Origin of the sequence: Bordetella genomosp. 13 (genome assembly GCF_007679965.1) — a bacterium.
Classification (GTDB): Bacteria; Pseudomonadota; Gammaproteobacteria; order Burkholderiales; family Burkholderiaceae_B; genus Bordetella.
Window position 1 is genome coordinate 447,970 of record NZ_VEHL01000003.1, and the last position, 14,971, is coordinate 462,940.

Here is a 14,971-nt window from a genome sequence, read left to right on the forward strand (position 1 = left end):
CCCAGGACGCGGCCGATCCCGCGTTCCGGTCGAAGTCCCGCCCATCGGCGGGCAGCCAGGCTCTGCCACGACATCAACTTCGAAGAGACAGCACGTCATCATGTGGATATTGCTTCTATTGCCATTCCTGGGCCTGTTATGGGTGCCTTTCTATAACAAGGCCCTGCCCGCATTCATGGGCTTCCCGTTCTTCTACTGGTATCAGCTGCTGTGGGTGCCGATCACGGCGATCCTCACGTGGGTGGTGTACCGCCACTACCGCAAGGGCGGGGAGGAATGATGGAAAGCCACATCAACTGGGCCGCCCTGTCGGTCTTCATCTTCTTCTTCCTGCTGGTCACCGTGATGGGGTTCGGGGCCTCGCGCTGGCAGCGCGGCGAAAGCCACGCCAACCTGGACGAGTGGGGCCTGGGCGGCCGCCGCTTCGGCACCTGGATCACCTGGTTCCTGGTGGGCGGCGACTTCTACACCGCCTACACCGTCATCGCCGTGCCCGCGCTGGTCTATGCGGTGGGCGCCTACGGCTTCTTCGCGCTGCCGTACACCATCCTGGTGTACCCCATCGTGTTCGCCATCATGCCCAAGCTGTGGAATGTCGCGCACAAGCAAGGTCATGTCACCGCGGCCGACGTGGTCTATGGCCGCTATGGCTCGCGTCCGCTGGAACTGGCCGTGGCCGTCACCGGCGTGGTCGCCACCATGCCGTACATCGCGCTGCAGCTGGTCGGCATGGAAGTGGTGATCAAGGCCCTGGGCCTGACGGGCGAGCTGCCGCTGGCCGCCGCCTTCATCATCCTGGCGCTGTACACGTACTCGGCCGGCCTGCGTGCGCCCGCGCTCATCGCCTTCGTCAAGGACCTGATGATCTACATCGTGGTCCTGGTGGCCGTGGTGCTGGTGCCGCTGAAGCTGGGCGGTTACGGCGCGGTGTTCGAGACGGCGGGCAAGGCCTACGCGGCCAAGGGCAGCGGCGGCCTGACGCTGGCGCCCGCGCAGTTCCTTCCGTACGCCACGCTGGCCCTGGGCTCGGCGCTGGCGGCCTTCATGTACCCGCACACGCTCACCGGCATCTTCGCCGCCAAGAGCGCGGACACGATCCGCAAGAACGCGATCTTCCTGCCGGCCTACACGCTGCTGCTGGGCCTGATCGCGCTGCTGGGCTACATGGCCTACGCCGCCGGCATCAAGCCGGGCAGCAACAACGACGTGGTGCCGATGCTGTTCAACACCCTGTTTCCCAGCTGGTTCGCGGGCTTCGCGTTCTCGGCCATCGCCATCGGCGCGCTGGTGCCGGCGGCGGTGATGTCGATCGGCGCGGCCAACCTGTTCACGCGCAACTTCTGGAAGGCCTACGTCAACCCCAACGTCACGCCGGAAGGCGAGGGCAAGGTGGCCAAGCTGGTGTCGCTGGTGGTCAAGGTGGGCGCGCTGGTGTTCATCCTGTTCATCCCGACCCAATTCGCGCTGGACCTGCAGCTGCTGGGCGGCGTGTGGATCCTGCAGACCTTCCCGGCGGTGGTGTTCGGCCTGTTCTCCCGCTGGTTCGGCGGCACCGCGCTGCTGATCGGCTGGGCGGTGGGCCTGGGCGGCGGCACGGCGCTGGTGTTCGCCGACGGCGTGAAGCCGGTGCACTCGATGGTCATCGACGGCACGACCTACACGATGTACACGGGCCTGCTGGCGCTGGTGGTCAACATCGTCGTGGCGGTGGTGGCGCAGTTGCTGCTGGGTTCGCGTTCGCGCGCCGTGGCCCAACCGGGCGCGTGATGCGCATCGGGCCGCCCGCGTGGCGGGTGGCCTGAATCTCCCGTGGTATCGAGTTTGCCGGCCCCTCTGCGGGCCGGTTTTCATTCGGGGTCCGCTACCGAAGCCTGGTGCTGGTGTACGTACATCGGAGCAAGCGGGATCGGTCTCGAAGAAGGATCCCGCGCTGAACGGATGGCCCGAACGTCCGGTGGGTGGAGTCCGGCTCGCCAATCCGGTCGATGGCGCATGCGGTGCTTCGAAGATAGAGTCGGGCGGCTGCTGTCTTCGAAGCCCGCGCGCGGCTTCATCACGAGTGATCGGACGGGGAGACTTGCCATGGGAAAGTACATCGTCTTGCGCGGGGCGCCGCCACGCAGTGGTGGGCCGGCCCTCCCTCCGGGAGTCCTCACAGCGGAAGGCGCGGGGGCCGACATGAGGATCGAAGTCGAGAACGTGGAGCCCGGGGACGTGGCGGAGTTGAGCCGCGATCCCACCGTCAGGTTGCTCACGCCGGCCATGGCGACCCGCCTGATCAAACCGCTCGCCGGCCAGGCGTCCGCCGCCGGCGATGCCTGGGGGATTGCGGCGGTGGGCGCCGACGTCTCCTCCTGTACCGGCATGGGCGTCACCGTGGCGGTGCTGGACACGGGCATCGACGCGTCGCATCCCGCTTTCGCGGGCATGACGCTCGACATCAACGATTTCACCTCCACGGGCCGCCACGATGGCCATGGGCACGGCACGCATTGCGCGGGCACCATCTTCGGGCGCGACGTCGACGGCCGCCGGATCGGCGTGGCGCGCGGCGTGCAGCACGCGTTCATCGGAAAGGTGCTGGATGACCAGGGCAGTGGCAGTTCCGACATGATCTTCCAGGCGTTGCAGTGGGCGTTGCGCCAGAGGGCCAACGTGATATCCATGTCGCTGGGCTTCGATTTTCCCGGCAGCGTGCAGGAGAACGTGGCGCGCGGATCGCCCATCGACCTGGCCACCTCGCAGGCACTGGTCGACTATCGCGCCAATCTTCGGATGTTCGACGTGCTGATGGCAGCGTTCAGGGCGCACAACGCGTTCGGCGCCGCGCCGGTCGTGATCGCCGCATCCGGCAATGAAAGCCGGCGGGACATCCACAGCGCGTACACCGTCTCGGCCTCCCTGCCGGCGGCCGCCGACGGCGTGATTCCCGTCGGGGCGGCGTACCCGATGGACGTGCAGAAGTACGCCATCACCGTGTTCTCGAACACCATGGTCCATCTGGCCGCCCCGGGGCTGGACGTCCTGTCGGCCTGGCCGGGAGGCGGGTTGCGGGCATTGAACGGCACCAGCATGGCATGCCCCCACGTGGCCGGCGTCGCGGCGCTGTGGTGGCAATGGGCGACGCAGAACGGCCAGCCGCTGCTGTCGCAGGCGGTGTCCGCGCGGCTGACCAGCAGCGCCCGGCCCATATTCGCTCCTGAATTCAACGCCAGCGACTTCGGCTTCGGGCTCGTCACATCGCCGCCATAGTCGCCTGCCGTGGCCAACTTCATGGCAGCCCGTCATTGCTGCCGCCATGGCCGCGAAGGGTCGCAAAGAGGCGGCGAATGGCGGACCGCGCCGCGGCGAGATAGGCCGCGCCAGATCCTGTTTGTTCAGCTTGCGTTATGGATAGCTGACGATGCCCTGATAAAGACAGCCGATTCGCGTTTTTTATCGGAAGAATTATAGAAACCGAATTGACGGGCGCGTTTGTGCGGGCGCAACATGGATCATCCCTTGCCGCCGTATCAGGTGCCCCCAGGAACGGCGGCTCGGTCTTTCATGGTTTGCCGCGCGGTCGTACCGAGGCGAAGCACCTGCCTCGGTGCGGCATTATTTTTGGCGCGCGGTTCGTTATGTATCTCGTCAAGCAGGAGCTATACGATGGAAAAGACAAACTTCCTGGATGCGCTGGTCACCGCCGAACTCTCCCTGTTCGGCATTGCCGATCAAGAGGCCGATGCCGCGGCCGCCGCCGCGCCCGCCTCGGCGTCCCCGGCCGCCACCAAGGCCGAGTTCACCGACGCGGACTACCGCAGCGCGGCCGGCTGATCGCTCCTGCCTTCAACGGCCCTTCGCGGGGCCGTGCTCGTGCCCATGGGCGTGGTCATGGGAATGGCCATGCTCATGGCCGTGATCGTGATCATGGCCATGCCCGCACCCGGGCCCATGCACGTGGGCTTCGTTCGCATGTCCATGCGCGTGTGCATGCCCATGATCATGTCCGCAGTCCGGCCCGTGTACATGGGCCTCGTGTGCGTGATCGTGCGTATGTCCGTGTCCATGATCATGCCCGCATCCCGGCCCATGCACGTGGCCGCCGTGGGCATGATCGTGGCCATGCCTGCGCGCGTTGGCCTGAACGTCGGCTTCGGGATCGAATGCGCCTTGCGCCTCTTCCACACTCAGCCCCAGCTGCTGCAGCACGCCGCGCACCGTCGCATCGTCTTCCAGCAGCAGGGCATCCGCCAGCACCTGTACCGGCACCTGACGCTTGCCCAACTGGTAGGCCGCGCGCAGCAGCGCCAGCGGATCGGGGCTGGTGACGCGCAGCACCGGCTGCTGGGCGGCCGTCACGCGCACCAGCGTGCCGTCGGTGGCGATCAGGATGGCGCCTGCGCGCAGGCTGGTGCCTTCGGGCAGGGCCAGCTCCGCCTGGCGGCCGTCGTCCAGCGATACGGCGGCATGGCCGTGGCGGCGGTCCGCATAGGCCAGCGTCAGTCCGGCGGCACGGCGGCGTAGCGGCGCCGCGATGCTGGATTCATCACCAAGTACTTTCTCGATACGGATCATGTTCGGGCAACAAAGGAACGCTGCGGCTCGGGCAGCAACCGCGCCGTGGGCCCTGCGGCAGGGCTGGCCACGACGCGGCGGGGTTTCGGGATCGGCTTAGACATGGGCATGCCGGCCATGATGGATCATATCCGCCTTGCGGATCGCGTGTCTGGCCCGGCGCGTTCTCGGAATCCTTCACAAGCTGCATTGTCCGTGGAATAACGCCGCGCCATGGGGCGCCATGGTGCATGGCCGTTGTCCCGACCGGCGTCACGCCGGCGATTTCCCATCACCTGGTTGCCCATGTCCTCCGTACCCGTTCCAGACGCCACCGCCGGCCGCTACGACGGCCCGACCCGCCTGCTGCACTGGGCCACGGCCCTGCTGATCATCGCCATTTTTTCGCTGTTCCTGATCTGGGACGCGCTGCCGCGCGAACAGACCGGCCCCTACAAGCACCTGCACGTGGGCCTGGGCGTCATCCTGGCCGCCGTTTTCCTGCTTCGCATCGTGTGGCGCGCCTATGCGGGCCGCAAGCTGCCCAATGCCGATCCTGGCTGGAAGGGCATGGCCGCCCTCGCCATGGCGGAGGGTTCGCGCCCGCAGCGCGAAAGCGCGAGGACGAGAATCCGCAGCCATGACTGCGGCGCTGAATAACCCCTCTCCAGGCCAGCCCGCGAGCAGACGACGCCACCTCGTCCATCACATCCGCGAGCGGACAGTCCGGGTTCAAGCCGCCATCATGCGCGCGGCCGCATCCACATCCCCATCCGGATACCGCGTCGCGCACACCAGCCGCCCCTGCGACCACGTATGGCTCACCATCGGCATCCCCGCGACCTGCGTCACCGCCACCAGGTCCGCCCGCAGTCCTTGCGCGATCCGTCCACGGTCCGGCAGCCCGCACGCCGCGGCCGGATTCGCCGTCACCAGCGCCACGGCCTGCGGCAGCGTCAGGTCCGCCTGCGACACCGCCAGGTACACCGCACCGATCAACGTCGAGGGCTGGTAGTCCGAGCACAGGCAGCTCGCCACGCCCGCGCGGATGGCGTCGATGGCGCGCATCGAACCGCTCTGGCTGCCGCCGCGCAGGATGTTGGGCGCGCCCATGATGGTCGCCAGTCCGCACGACACCGCCGCCTTGGCGGTGTCCAGCGTGATCGGGAACTCGCTGATCGTCACGCCCAGGTTGCGCATCGTGGCGATGCGATGCACCGAATCGTCGTCGTGGCTGGCCGTGGGCACGCCCGCGCGCTGCGCGTGCGCCACCAGGCGTTCCACGCGCGCGCCCGCACCGGTGGCCGCGCGCAGCTTTGCTTCGGCGGCCGCCTCGGCCTGGCCCCGGTCCATGCCGTGGTTGCCCATCATGTACTGCAGATAGGCCTCCATCGTCTTGAACTGCCCCTGGCCGGGCGAATGGTCCATCACCGACAGCAGGTCCACCACGCCTTCGTCCAGCAGCGATTCCAGCACGTCCATGGCCTGGGGATCGGTGATCTCGTAGCGGCAGTGCACGCGGTTGTCGACCAGCCCCTGGCCGCGAAAGCCCCGGATGGTGCGCGCCAGCTGCGCCGCGGTCTGGTTGTTGCGCACGCCCCATTCATTGTTGGCGAACGACAGGGCGTGATAGGGCGTGGTGATGCCCGCCGCGGCGTTGCGGCGGTCCACCTGCGCCACCGCGAAATCCATCGGGAACTGCACCCGGGCGCGGGGCTCGGCCTCTTTCTCGATGGCGTCGCAATGCAGGTCGATCAGGCCCGGCATCAGCGTCTGCCCGTCCAGGTCCACGACCTGGGCGCCGCGCGGCGCGGCGCCGGGCTCGATGGCCGCGATGCGGCCGTCCTCGATCAGCAGGGCGCTGCGTTCCAGCACGCGGTCAGGCATGACGATGCGGGCGCGGGTCAGGTAGGTGGCGGTCATGGGTTCATTCCGTCAGGGCCGCGGGCGCGGCGGCGTGCAGGGGCAACAGGCGCGTGGCGACGGCGTCGCGAACGGCCTCGTCGTGGAAAATGCCGACCAGGCAGCGCCCGGCGGCCAATGCCTCTTCGATCAGTTCGACGACCACGGCGCGGTTGCCCGCGTCCAGCGATGCCGTGGGCTCGTCCAGCAGCAGCACGGGATGCCCGCCGATGAAGCCGCGCGCGATGTTCACGCGCTGCTGCTCGCCGCCCGAGAACGTGGCGGGCGCCAGCGTCCACAGCCGTTCGGGCACGTTCAGCCGGACCAGCAGCCGCGCGGCGCGCTCGCGCGCCTCGTCGGCCGGCGTGCCGCGCTGGCGCAGGGGCTCGGCCACCACGTCCAGCGTGTTCACGCGCGGAATCACGCGCAGGAACTGGCTGACGTAGGCCACCGTGTCGCGCCGCAGGGCCAGCACCTGCTGTTCGGTGGCGCCGGTCAGCGTGGTCCACTGCGCGCCGCCGCGCACGCGGATGCTGCCCGCCGTCGCCAGGTAGTTGCCGTACAGGCAGCGCAGCAGGGTGCTCTTGCCGGCGCCCGACGGGCCCGACAGCACCAGGCAGTCGCCGCCCGCGGCGTCGAAACTGATTTCGTCCAGCACGGGCAGGCGGATGCCGCCCTGGTTGTGCAGCGTGAACAGCTTGCGCAGGCCGCGCACTTCGATCATGGATTCGCGGGTCGTCATGTCAGCTCTGCAGAATGGAAGAGACCAGCAGCTGCGTATACGGATGCTGCGGGTCGTCGAGAATCTGGTCGGTCAGGCCGCTTTCCACCACGCTGCCGCCGCGCATCACCAGCGTGCGCTGGGCCAGCAGGCGCGCCACGGCCAGGTCGTGCGTGACGATCACCGCGGCCAGGCGCAGGTCGGTCACCAACTGGCGCAGCAGATCCAGCAGGCGCGCCTGCACCGACACGTCCAGCGAGGCGGTGGGCTCGTCCATCAGCACCATGCGCGGATGCGTGACCAGGTTGCGGGCGATCTGCAGGCGCTGCTGCATGCCGCCCGAGAACGCGGCGGGCGCCTCGTCCAGGCGGCCCTCGTCGATCTCCATCTTGGCCAGCCAGCTGGCGGCGGTGCCGCGCAGGGACCCGTAGTGGCGCTGGCCCACCGCCATCAGTCGCTCGGCGATGTTGGCGCCCGCGCTGACCTGCATGCGCAGGCCGTCGCGCGCATGCTGGCGCACGAAGCCCCAGTCGGTGCGCGACAGCAGGCGGCGCTGCGCGCCCGACAGGTTCGACAGGTTGACCAGGCCTTGCTGGTCCACGTCGTACCAGATACTGCCGGCCTCGGGCTCGACCTGCCAGGACAGCGCCTGCAGCAGGGTGCTCTTGCCGGAGCCGGATTCGCCGACCACGCACAGCACCTCGCCCGGATACAGGTCGAAGCTGACGTCGCGGCAGCCGTGCACGCCGTCCCAGGTACGCGTCAGGTTGCGTACGGACAGCAGGGCGCGTTCGTCCATCACGAGGCCTCCTCGTTGGCTTGCTGGCGGTGCCCGCAGTACTCGGTGTCAGAGCACACGAAGCGGCGCGTGCCCTGGTCGTCCAGGATGATCTCGTCCAGGAAACTGTCGTGCGAGCCGCACAGCGCGCAGCTTTCCGACCACTTCTCGACGGTGAAGGGATGGTCCTCGAAATCCAGGCTGGCCACTCGGGTGTAGGGCGGCACGGCGTACACGCGCTTCTCGCGGCCGGCGCCGAACAGCATCAGCGCGGGGTTCATGTCCAGCTTGGGGTTGTCGAACTTGGGGATGGGCGAAGGCCGCATCATGTAGCGTCCGTTCACGGTGACGGGATAGTCGTAGGTCGTGGCGATATGCCCATAGCGCGCGATGTCCTCGTACAGCCGCACGTGCATGGCTCCGTATTCGGCCAGCGCGTGCATGGTGCGCGTCTCGACTTCGCTGGGCTCGAGCCAGCGCAGCGGCTCGGAGATCGGCACCTGGAACACCATCACCTGGCCTTCCGACAGCGGCGTTTCGGGCACGCGGTGGCGGGTCTGGATGATGGTGGCCTCGCGCGTCGACTCGGTGGTGCGCACGCCCGTCACGCGGCCGAAGAAGCGGCGGATGTTGATGGCGTTGGTGGTGTCGTCCGAGCCCTGGTCGATGACCTTCAGCACGTCGTGCTGGCCGATGATCGAGGCGGTCACCTGGATGCCGCCCGTGCCCCAGCCGTAGGGCAGCGGCATCTCGCGGCTGCCGAACGGCACCTGGTAGCCGGGGATGGCCACCGCCTTGAGCAGCGCGCGTCGCAGCATGCGCTTGGTGGACTCGTCCAGGTAGCCGAAGTTGTAGTGCGGATCGCGGGTGGGAAGTTGCGGGGTGGCGGTCATGCCTGGGCCTCCGTGCCGGCGTCCGCCGGCGGTTGCAGCCGGGCCGAGACGGCCTCGTCGTGCTCGGCCCGCAGGCGGCGCAGCAGTTCGAGGTTGGCCTGGAAATCGACGTAGTGGGGTAGCTTCAGGTGCTGCACGAAGCCCGAGGCTTCGACGTTGTCGCTGTGGTACAGCACGAACTCCTGGTCGTTGGCGGGCGACTGGGCCGGCTCGCCCAGCTCGGCGGCGCGCAGCGAGCGGTCCACCAGCGCCATGGACATGGCCTTGCGCTCGCCATAGCCGAAGGTCAGGCCGTAGCCGCGCGTGAACTTCGGGCCTTCCTGCGTGCTGCCCGCGAACTGGCTGACCATCTGGCATTCGGTGACGTCGATCTCGCCGATGACCACCGGCGCGTCGAGCTCTTCCAGAATCATCTCGACTTCCAGCGAGCCGTAGCGGATCTCGGCGGCGAAGGGGTGCGTGTTGCCGTAGCCGCGCTGCGTGGAATAGCCCATGGACAGCAGGAAACCCTCGTCCGCGCGGGCCAGGTTCTGCAGCCGCGCGGGACGGTCCGCCGGGAAGGTCATGGGCTGGCGCGTCAGGTCGAAGGGCGCGGGATCGCCGGGCGGCGGCAGGTCGGCGTCGATCAGCGCGTCGCGCTGCAGCAGGTCGGTCACGCGCGGCGTGGCGGTCTGGCCGGGACGCAGGCCGATCGCGGACTCATCGGCGGGGGCGTCGGACGCGGCGCTGCGCGGCACGGGATCGCCCGTGGGCAGGGGATCGGCCGCGCTCGGCTCTTCCAGGCTGAAGTCCAGCAGGCGCTGCGTGTAATCGTAGGTGGGGCCCAGCATCTGGCCGCCCGGCACGTCCTTGAAGGTCGATGAGATCCGGCGCTGCAGTTGCATGCGCCCGGTGTCGATGGCCTCGGTATAGCCCAGGCGCGGCAGCGTGGTGCGGTAGGCGCGCAGCAGGAACACGGCTTCCAGCGTGTCGCCGGCCGCCTGCTTGATGGCCAGCGCGGCCAGGTGCGGGTCGTACAGCGCGCCCTCGGCCATGACGCGCGAGACGGCCAGCGGCAACTGCTGCTGGATCTGCGCCAGCGTCAGCTCGGCCAGCGCGGTGTCGCCGCGCCGGTACTGGTCCAGCAGGCGGTAGGAATTGAGGATGGCGCGTTCGCCACCCTTGACGGCTACGTACATGGCAGCTCCGATGGGCCGCTCCCGAGGAGCTGGGAGGCTTCCCTGGAGAACAGTAAATGAAGTGGGTGCATGGGCATTGCTGTTACGCCTCCATCCGGCAGGTGCGCGGCAGGCCGCACAGCAGGTTGCCGCTGGTCAGCAGCACGTCCACGCCCAGCGGGAAACGCTGCTGGTTGGCCTGCCACTGCGCCAGGAACCCGGACGGCAGGCCCCGCACGCGCAGCGCCTGCGTGTCGCGGATGCCGGGGCCGCTCAGCGTGTACCTCTCGCCATCTCGCAGCGACTGCACTTCCAGCACCAGCGTCGCCGAGCGGTCGGGATAGGCCGGCTCGCCCGGATGCAGGTCGGCCAGCGCGGGCATCTCCAGCCCCGCCGGAACGGCGACGAACACCGCCATGCCGGGCCGGCCCATCACGCGGCTGCCCGTGTGAAAGCGCAGGAAGTGCGCCACGTCGGCGCTGACGCCGGGCGGCAGCCACAGCGGCGCGTCGCCGTCGGCCAGGGTCAGCAGCACCGCGGTCATGGCGGGCGACAGGCCCGCGGGCACGCCGCAGGGCGCATCCAGCTCGGCCACGCGGCCCGGATGCGACAGCGCGTGCAGCGTGCTGCGGAAGACGGCCTGCGCGCCCGGGACCGGGTCGTCGAAGCCTGGCAGTACGGCGGCTGCAGGAGCAAAGGGGGTGATGGACATCAGTTCTCTCCGCGAACCAAGGTGAAGAAGTCGACCTTGGTCTGCGCGGCCAGGCCGGCGCGCGCGGCGCGGCGTTCGGCATGGGCGCGGGCCAGGGGCTCGATCAGTTCGGCCTGTACCCGCTGGCGCCACTGCGGCATCTGCAGCAGCGCGTCGGCCACGGCCGCCTGCTCGGCGTGCCGCGTGGCGCGGCCGCGTACGTAGGCCACGCCCATTACGCCGTTCTCGTCGCCCAGGGCGACCACGCAGCGCGTGACGGTGATCTCGCCCAGGTTGAACTGCGCGCCCGTGCCGCCGCTGCGGGCGCGCACCATGGCCATGCCGGTCTCGGGCTTGCGCAGCCAGCGGCGGGCGGGCAGGGGACCCAGCGCGGCGAAGGCGCGATCCAGCTCGGCCGTCTCGGCCAGCGCCAGCACGCGCATCCAGCCGCGGCGGGCGGCATCCGGGAAAATTTCCATTTTGGCCACATCCTCTAAACGTCTATACCATTTGCGTAGTATGATCCTTGTCGAGCCGTGATTCAAGCGCCAAGGCGTGAATTTATGATGACATTGCGTAAAGCGGCCGTGGGGCACAATGCAGGAAATCGCGGCAAAATCGCGGTACGCATCAGACGATTCACCACGACACACAGGGATTTATGGTCGAGCGAGGTTCCGGGGTTGCAGTGTGGCGGCAGATAGGCGAACTGCTGGCTGACGACATACGCAAGAAACTCTATGCGCCGGGCGAGCGGCTGCCGCCCGAGCCCGAGCTGGCGGCGCGCTATGCCGTCAACCGCCACACCATCCGGCGCGCCATGGGCGAGCTGGAGCAGAGCGGGCTGGTGCGCATCGAGCAGGGCCGCGGCACGTTCGTGCAGGAACACGCCATCGACTATGCGATCGGCAAGCGCACGCGCTTCTCCGAGAACCTGCGCCGCCAGGGCCTGCCCGCGCACCTGCAGTTCCTGGGCAAGCAACTGCTGCGCCACGCCGAGGCGGCCGCGCAACTGGATCTGCCGCGCAACGCCGAGTTGCTGCGCGTGCAGATGCTGGGCAAGTCGGGCCAGCGCGTCATCGACGTGTCCGAGCACTATTTCGACGCGCGGCGCTTTCCCGACCTGGCCGAGAAGCTGGACGCGCTGGGCTCCGTGTCCAAGGCGTATGCCGAGTACGGCATTGCCGACTACACCCGCAAATGGTCGCGCATCACCGCGGCCATTCCGGACCCCGACGTGGCGCGCCTGCTGGGCCAGCCCAAGACCCGGCCGATCCTGCAGGTCGAGGCGCTGAACGTCGACGTCAGCCAGGCGCCGCTGCAGTACAGCGTGACGCGCTTCGGCGGCGATTTCGTGCAATTGGTGGTGTCCGACGACGAGACCTGAGAGGAGGCGGGGCAGGGTGCTCCGCCTTTTTCACCATCCTAATCGTCTAGACATCTGGTCGTAATCAAGCAACGCTAGCATCCGAGCATCATGCAGAACACTTCCGAGCTTTCCGACGTCCTGGGCGGCATTGCCGGCGCCAGGGTGCTCACGCCCACCGGCCTGCGGGCCGCGGCATTCGATTTCGCCGATGGCCGCCTGGCGCCCGCCAGCGAAGGCGCGACGCGCCTGGACGCGGGCGGGCTGCTGGTGCTGCCCGGCATCGTGGACCTGCACGGCGACGCCTTCGAGCGCGCGGTCATGCCGCGCCCCGGCGTGGCGTTCCCGTACGAGGGCGCGCTGCGCGACGTGGACTGCCAACTGCTGTCCAACGGCATCACCACCGAGTTCCATGGCGTGACGCTGTCGTGGGAGGGCGGCCTGCGCGGCGAGCCCTATGCCGAGCGCATGTTCGACACGCTGGACCGCATGCGTCCGGCGCTGGGCGCCAACCACCACGTGCACCTGCGCTTCGAGACGCACCACGTGGCCGGCGTCGAGACGGCGCAGGCCTGGATACGCGAAGGCCGCGTGCGCTTCCTGGCGCTGAACGATCACCTGCCCGCCATGGTCAAGCGGCTGGGCAACGACCGCAAGCTGCTGCAGTACGCCGAACGCGCGGAGTGCGACCTGGACACCTTCCAGGAGCGCATCCGCCAGGCCATGCGCTCGGCCGATGCGGTGGCCGGCGCCATGCGCGCGCTGACCGACACCGCGCGGGAAGCCGGCCTGCGGATCGCCTCGCACGACGATCCCGACGCCGCCACCCGTCGCTACTACCATCAGCTGGCCTGCAGCGTGGCCGAGTTTCCGCTGGCGCGCGACGCGGCCCAGGTGGCGCGCGAGCTGGGCGATTCCATCGTGCTGGGCGGGCCGAACGTGGTGCGCGGCGGCAGCCACAACGGGGCATTGAATGCCACGGACATGATCCGCGCCGGGCTGTGCGACGTGCTGACCTCCGACTACTACTATCCCGCGCCGCTGGCCGCCGCGCTGCGCCTGGTGCGCGACGGCGTGTTGCCGCTGGCGCGGGCCTGGGACCTGGTTTCGCGCAATCCGGCGCGCGCCGCCGGACTGGCGGGCTATGGCGAACTGCTGCCCGGCATGATGGCCGACCTGATCCTGGTGGACGACAGCGACCCGCAGCATCCGCGCGTGTGCGCGGCCATCGTGGCCGGCCGCCTGCGCTACGCCAACCGTCCCTTCGCGCACGCTGCCCGCGTCGCGGCGGTCGGGGCCTGACGCCATGCCGCTGGCGCATCGATACGCGGTATACCTGGATCCCGCCGAGCCCTGGCGCAGCGCCGGGGCGCGGTGGCTGGGCCGTTGCCCCGAGACCGGCGCCTTGCTGCCGCCCGGCCCCGACGCCGATCCGCGCCAGGCCGCCTGGACGGCCGCGCCGCGCCACTACGGTCTGCACGCCACGCTGAAGCCGCCGTTCCGCCTGCGCGTCGGCCGCACCCCGCAAAGCCTGGACGAGGCCGTGCGCCGCCTGGCCACGGGCGTCGAGCCGTTCTCGGTGCGGCTGCAGTGCCAGGCGCTGCGCGGCTTCCTGGCCTGGCGGCTGGCGAGCGATGGGGCCGTCCCGGCGCCGATGCCGGCCCGCGCTGACTACGCCGTGGCGCAGGCGCCGATGCAGTCGCTGGCCGACCAGGAGATGGCGCAGGCGTCGATGCAGCCCCTGGCCGACCCGGCGATGGCTCAGGCCCCAATGCAATCCCTGGCCGCCGAAGCGGTGCGCCAGCTGGACGACTGGCGTGCGCCGCCCACCGAGGCCGAGCTGGCACGCCGCCGCAAGTCCTCGCTGAGCCCGCAGCACGAAGCCATGCTGGCGCGTTGGGGCTACCCCTACGTGTTCGAGCACTTCATCTTCCACATCACGCTGACGGGCTTGCTGGACGGCGCCGAGATGCGGGACGCCCTGGCGCGCGTGCGCGCTTTCAGCGATCCGCTGTGCGCGGCGCCGATGCCGGTCGACGCGGTCAGCGTGTACGTGCAGGCGGAGCCCGACGCCCCGTTCCTGGTGGCGCGCCACTACGGTTTCGACGGTACGGTCGCCGACGGCATCGCGGCCGGCTACCTGCAAGGGCCGGCGGCATCATGAACGGGCAGGACCGCCGCGATGGCGAATGCGTCAGCGCGCAGGGGCGCGAGAACAGCGACTACCGGGGCGCGGAGCACGAAAGCATGCTTGCCCGCCCGCGGGGTCGGTCCAAGGGCCAGTGCCATGAACACGCCTGGGACCCCGCGAGCACGGAGACGGCGCGCTCGGACGCCAGCGGCGCGCGCCTGGTCTACCTGATGGGCCCGTCGGGCAGCGGCAAGGACACCTTGCTGCGCCTGCTGCGCGAATCGCTGGGCCCGGCAGACCCGGTCTGGATCGCGCAGCGCTACATCACGCGGCCCAGCAGCGCGGACGAGGGTTCGCGTGAACTTTCCGAAGACGACTACGCCCGCATGGCCGCCACCGGCGCCTTCGCGCTGCACTGGCGCAGCCATGGTTTCGGCTACGGTATCGGGACGGAGCTCGACGAGCATCTGTCTCTGGGCCACGTCGTGGTGGTCAACGGCGCGCGCCGCTGCCTGCCGCAGGCCTGCGAACGCTATCCCGCGTTGCAGGCGGTGCAGGTGACGGTGGATGCCGCCGTGCTGTACGAGCGGCTGGTGCGGCGCGGTCGGGAAAATGCCGTGCAGATCGCGGGGCGTCTGGCGGACGCCGGACTGCCTTTGGAACTGCCACCCGGCGTGACGCTGCATCGCATCGAGAACAACGATGTGCCGGCCAAGGCTGCGGGAGAGTTGGTCTGTCTGGTTCGCCGGCTGGCGGTGCCTGTCGCCTCGTAGCGGTGTCTGGGTTCTGTTCAGCG

At 69.3% G+C, this 14,971-nt stretch carries 17 protein-coding genes; 9 read left to right on the plus strand and 8 right to left on the minus strand.

What is annotated here, in order from left to right:
* The first annotated feature begins 100 nt into the window (after positions 1 to 100).
* From FS845_RS10775 to FS845_RS26490, 4 genes are all read left to right on the plus strand, one after another.
* Positions 101 to 280, plus strand: coding sequence for a DUF3311 domain-containing protein (locus FS845_RS10775; protein WP_144634197.1), 180 nt, complete (start codon positions 101 to 103; stop codon positions 278 to 280).
* Positions 280 to 1,767: a monocarboxylate uptake permease MctP gene (mctP, locus tag FS845_RS10780; protein WP_144634200.1), complete on the plus strand. Its 1,488-nt coding sequence runs from the start codon at positions 280 to 282 to the stop codon at positions 1,765 to 1,767. The genes FS845_RS10775 and mctP overlap by 1 nt, the downstream gene beginning before the upstream one ends.
* Before the next feature lie 315 nt (positions 1,768 to 2,082).
* Entirely contained in the window at positions 2,083 to 3,252 is a 1,170-nt protein-coding gene (locus tag FS845_RS10785) for a S8 family peptidase (RefSeq protein WP_144634203.1), read from the plus strand.
* Between the two features lie 396 nt (positions 3,253 to 3,648).
* A complete protein-coding gene (locus tag FS845_RS26490) occupies positions 3,649 to 3,816 on the plus strand; it encodes a hypothetical protein (RefSeq protein ID WP_186332235.1) in 168 nt (55 codons plus the stop codon).
* Positions 3,817 to 3,828: 12 nt separating this feature from the next.
* Here FS845_RS26490 and FS845_RS10790 read toward each other — a convergent pair whose 3' ends face one another.
* Positions 3,829 to 4,557, minus strand: coding sequence for an urease accessory protein UreE (locus FS845_RS10790; RefSeq protein WP_144634206.1), 729 nt, complete (start codon positions 4,555 to 4,557; stop codon positions 3,829 to 3,831).
* A gap of 285 nt (positions 4,558 to 4,842) precedes the next feature.
* On the opposite strand from FS845_RS10790, the gene FS845_RS10795 reads away from it, so the two are divergent.
* Positions 4,843 to 5,196 (plus strand): cytochrome b, encoded by a 354-nt coding sequence (locus FS845_RS10795; protein ID WP_186332236.1) that lies wholly within the window; start codon positions 4,843 to 4,845, stop codon positions 5,194 to 5,196.
* Positions 5,197 to 5,268: 72 nt separating this feature from the next.
* Here the strand turns inward: FS845_RS10795 and FS845_RS10800 are convergent, their stop codons facing one another.
* From FS845_RS10800 to phnG, 7 genes are all read right to left on the minus strand, one after another.
* Positions 5,269 to 6,459, minus strand: a complete 1,191-nt coding sequence (locus FS845_RS10800; protein ID WP_144634212.1) for an alpha-D-ribose 1-methylphosphonate 5-triphosphate diphosphatase — start codon at positions 6,457 to 6,459, stop codon at positions 5,269 to 5,271.
* Between the two features lie 4 nt (positions 6,460 to 6,463).
* Positions 6,464 to 7,180, minus strand: coding sequence for a phosphonate C-P lyase system protein PhnL (phnL, locus tag FS845_RS10805; protein ID WP_144634214.1), 717 nt, complete (start codon positions 7,178 to 7,180; stop codon positions 6,464 to 6,466).
* A gap of 1 nt (position 7,181) precedes the next feature.
* Positions 7,182 to 7,958, minus strand: coding sequence for a phosphonate C-P lyase system protein PhnK (gene phnK / locus FS845_RS10810; RefSeq protein ID WP_144634217.1), 777 nt, complete (start codon positions 7,956 to 7,958; stop codon positions 7,182 to 7,184).
* Entirely contained in the window at positions 7,958 to 8,830 is an 873-nt protein-coding gene (locus tag FS845_RS10815; RefSeq protein ID WP_144634220.1) for an alpha-D-ribose 1-methylphosphonate 5-phosphate C-P-lyase PhnJ, read from the minus strand. The genes phnK and FS845_RS10815 overlap by 1 nt, the downstream gene beginning before the upstream one ends.
* On the minus strand, positions 8,827 to 10,008 hold the full coding sequence (locus tag FS845_RS10820; RefSeq protein WP_144634223.1) for a carbon-phosphorus lyase complex subunit PhnI: 1,182 nt from the start codon (positions 10,006 to 10,008) through the stop codon (positions 8,827 to 8,829). The genes FS845_RS10815 and FS845_RS10820 overlap by 4 nt, the downstream gene beginning before the upstream one ends.
* Before the next feature lie 82 nt (positions 10,009 to 10,090).
* Positions 10,091 to 10,699: a phosphonate C-P lyase system protein PhnH gene (gene phnH / locus FS845_RS10825; protein ID WP_144634226.1), complete on the minus strand. Its 609-nt coding sequence runs from the start codon at positions 10,697 to 10,699 to the stop codon at positions 10,091 to 10,093.
* Positions 10,699 to 11,157: a phosphonate C-P lyase system protein PhnG gene (gene phnG, locus FS845_RS10830; protein WP_144634229.1), complete on the minus strand. Its 459-nt coding sequence runs from the start codon at positions 11,155 to 11,157 to the stop codon at positions 10,699 to 10,701. The genes phnH and phnG overlap by 1 nt, the downstream gene beginning before the upstream one ends.
* 182 nt (positions 11,158 to 11,339) lie before the next feature.
* On the opposite strand from phnG, the gene phnF reads away from it, so the two are divergent.
* From phnF to phnN, 4 genes are all read left to right on the plus strand, one after another.
* The gene (gene phnF / locus FS845_RS10835; RefSeq protein ID WP_144634233.1) at positions 11,340 to 12,065 is read left to right on the plus strand and encodes a phosphonate metabolism transcriptional regulator PhnF; all 726 of its coding nucleotides are present in this window, start codon (positions 11,340 to 11,342) and stop codon (positions 12,063 to 12,065) included.
* Between the two features lie 90 nt (positions 12,066 to 12,155).
* Positions 12,156 to 13,346 carry an alpha-D-ribose 1-methylphosphonate 5-triphosphate diphosphatase gene (locus tag FS845_RS10840; RefSeq protein WP_144634236.1) on the plus strand — a complete coding sequence of 397 codons (1,191 nt, stop codon included), beginning with the start codon at positions 12,156 to 12,158 and terminating at the stop codon, positions 13,344 to 13,346.
* 4 nt (positions 13,347 to 13,350) lie between these two features.
* Positions 13,351 to 14,208: a DUF1045 domain-containing protein gene (locus tag FS845_RS10845; RefSeq protein WP_144634239.1), complete on the plus strand. Its 858-nt coding sequence runs from the start codon at positions 13,351 to 13,353 to the stop codon at positions 14,206 to 14,208.
* Entirely contained in the window at positions 14,205 to 14,948 is a 744-nt protein-coding gene (gene phnN / locus FS845_RS10850) for a phosphonate metabolism protein/1,5-bisphosphokinase (PRPP-forming) PhnN (RefSeq protein ID WP_313960319.1), read from the plus strand. Before FS845_RS10845 ends, phnN begins: the two co-directional genes overlap by 4 nt.
* The last annotated feature ends 23 nt before the right edge of the window (positions 14,949 to 14,971 follow it).

Excerpts from the sequence above, each read along its gene's own strand:
- FS845_RS10775 (WP_144634197.1), top strand. The coding sequence starts at position 101 with ATGTGGATATTGCTTCTATTGCCATTCCTGGGCCTGTTATGGGTGCCT.
- mctP (WP_144634200.1), top strand. The coding sequence starts at position 280 with ATGGAAAGCCACATCAACTGGGCCGCCCTGTCGGTCTTCATCTTCTTC.
- FS845_RS10785 (WP_144634203.1), top strand. The coding sequence starts at position 2,083 with ATGGGAAAGTACATCGTCTTGCGCGGGGCGCCGCCACGCAGTGGTGGG.
- FS845_RS26490 (WP_186332235.1), top strand. The coding sequence starts at position 3,649 with ATGGAAAAGACAAACTTCCTGGATGCGCTGGTCACCGCCGAACTCTCC.
- FS845_RS10790 (WP_144634206.1), bottom strand. The coding sequence starts at position 4,557 with ATGATCCGTATCGAGAAAGTACTTGGTGATGAATCCAGCATCGCGGCG.
- FS845_RS10795 (WP_186332236.1), top strand. The coding sequence starts at position 4,843 with ATGTCCTCCGTACCCGTTCCAGACGCCACCGCCGGCCGCTACGACGGC.
- FS845_RS10800 (WP_144634212.1), bottom strand. The coding sequence starts at position 6,459 with ATGACCGCCACCTACCTGACCCGCGCCCGCATCGTCATGCCTGACCGC.
- phnL (WP_144634214.1), bottom strand. The coding sequence starts at position 7,180 with ATGACGACCCGCGAATCCATGATCGAAGTGCGCGGCCTGCGCAAGCTG.
- phnK (WP_144634217.1), bottom strand. The coding sequence starts at position 7,958 with ATGGACGAACGCGCCCTGCTGTCCGTACGCAACCTGACGCGTACCTGG.
- FS845_RS10815 (WP_144634220.1), bottom strand. The coding sequence starts at position 8,830 with ATGACCGCCACCCCGCAACTTCCCACCCGCGATCCGCACTACAACTTC.
- FS845_RS10820 (WP_144634223.1), bottom strand. The coding sequence starts at position 10,008 with ATGTACGTAGCCGTCAAGGGTGGCGAACGCGCCATCCTCAATTCCTAC.
- phnH (WP_144634226.1), bottom strand. The coding sequence starts at position 10,699 with ATGTCCATCACCCCCTTTGCTCCTGCAGCCGCCGTACTGCCAGGCTTC.
- phnG (WP_144634229.1), bottom strand. The coding sequence starts at position 11,157 with ATGGAAATTTTCCCGGATGCCGCCCGCCGCGGCTGGATGCGCGTGCTG.
- phnF (WP_144634233.1), top strand. The coding sequence starts at position 11,340 with ATGGTCGAGCGAGGTTCCGGGGTTGCAGTGTGGCGGCAGATAGGCGAA.
- FS845_RS10840 (WP_144634236.1), top strand. The coding sequence starts at position 12,156 with ATGCAGAACACTTCCGAGCTTTCCGACGTCCTGGGCGGCATTGCCGGC.
- FS845_RS10845 (WP_144634239.1), top strand. The coding sequence starts at position 13,351 with ATGCCGCTGGCGCATCGATACGCGGTATACCTGGATCCCGCCGAGCCC.
- phnN (WP_313960319.1), top strand. The coding sequence starts at position 14,205 with ATGAACGGGCAGGACCGCCGCGATGGCGAATGCGTCAGCGCGCAGGGG.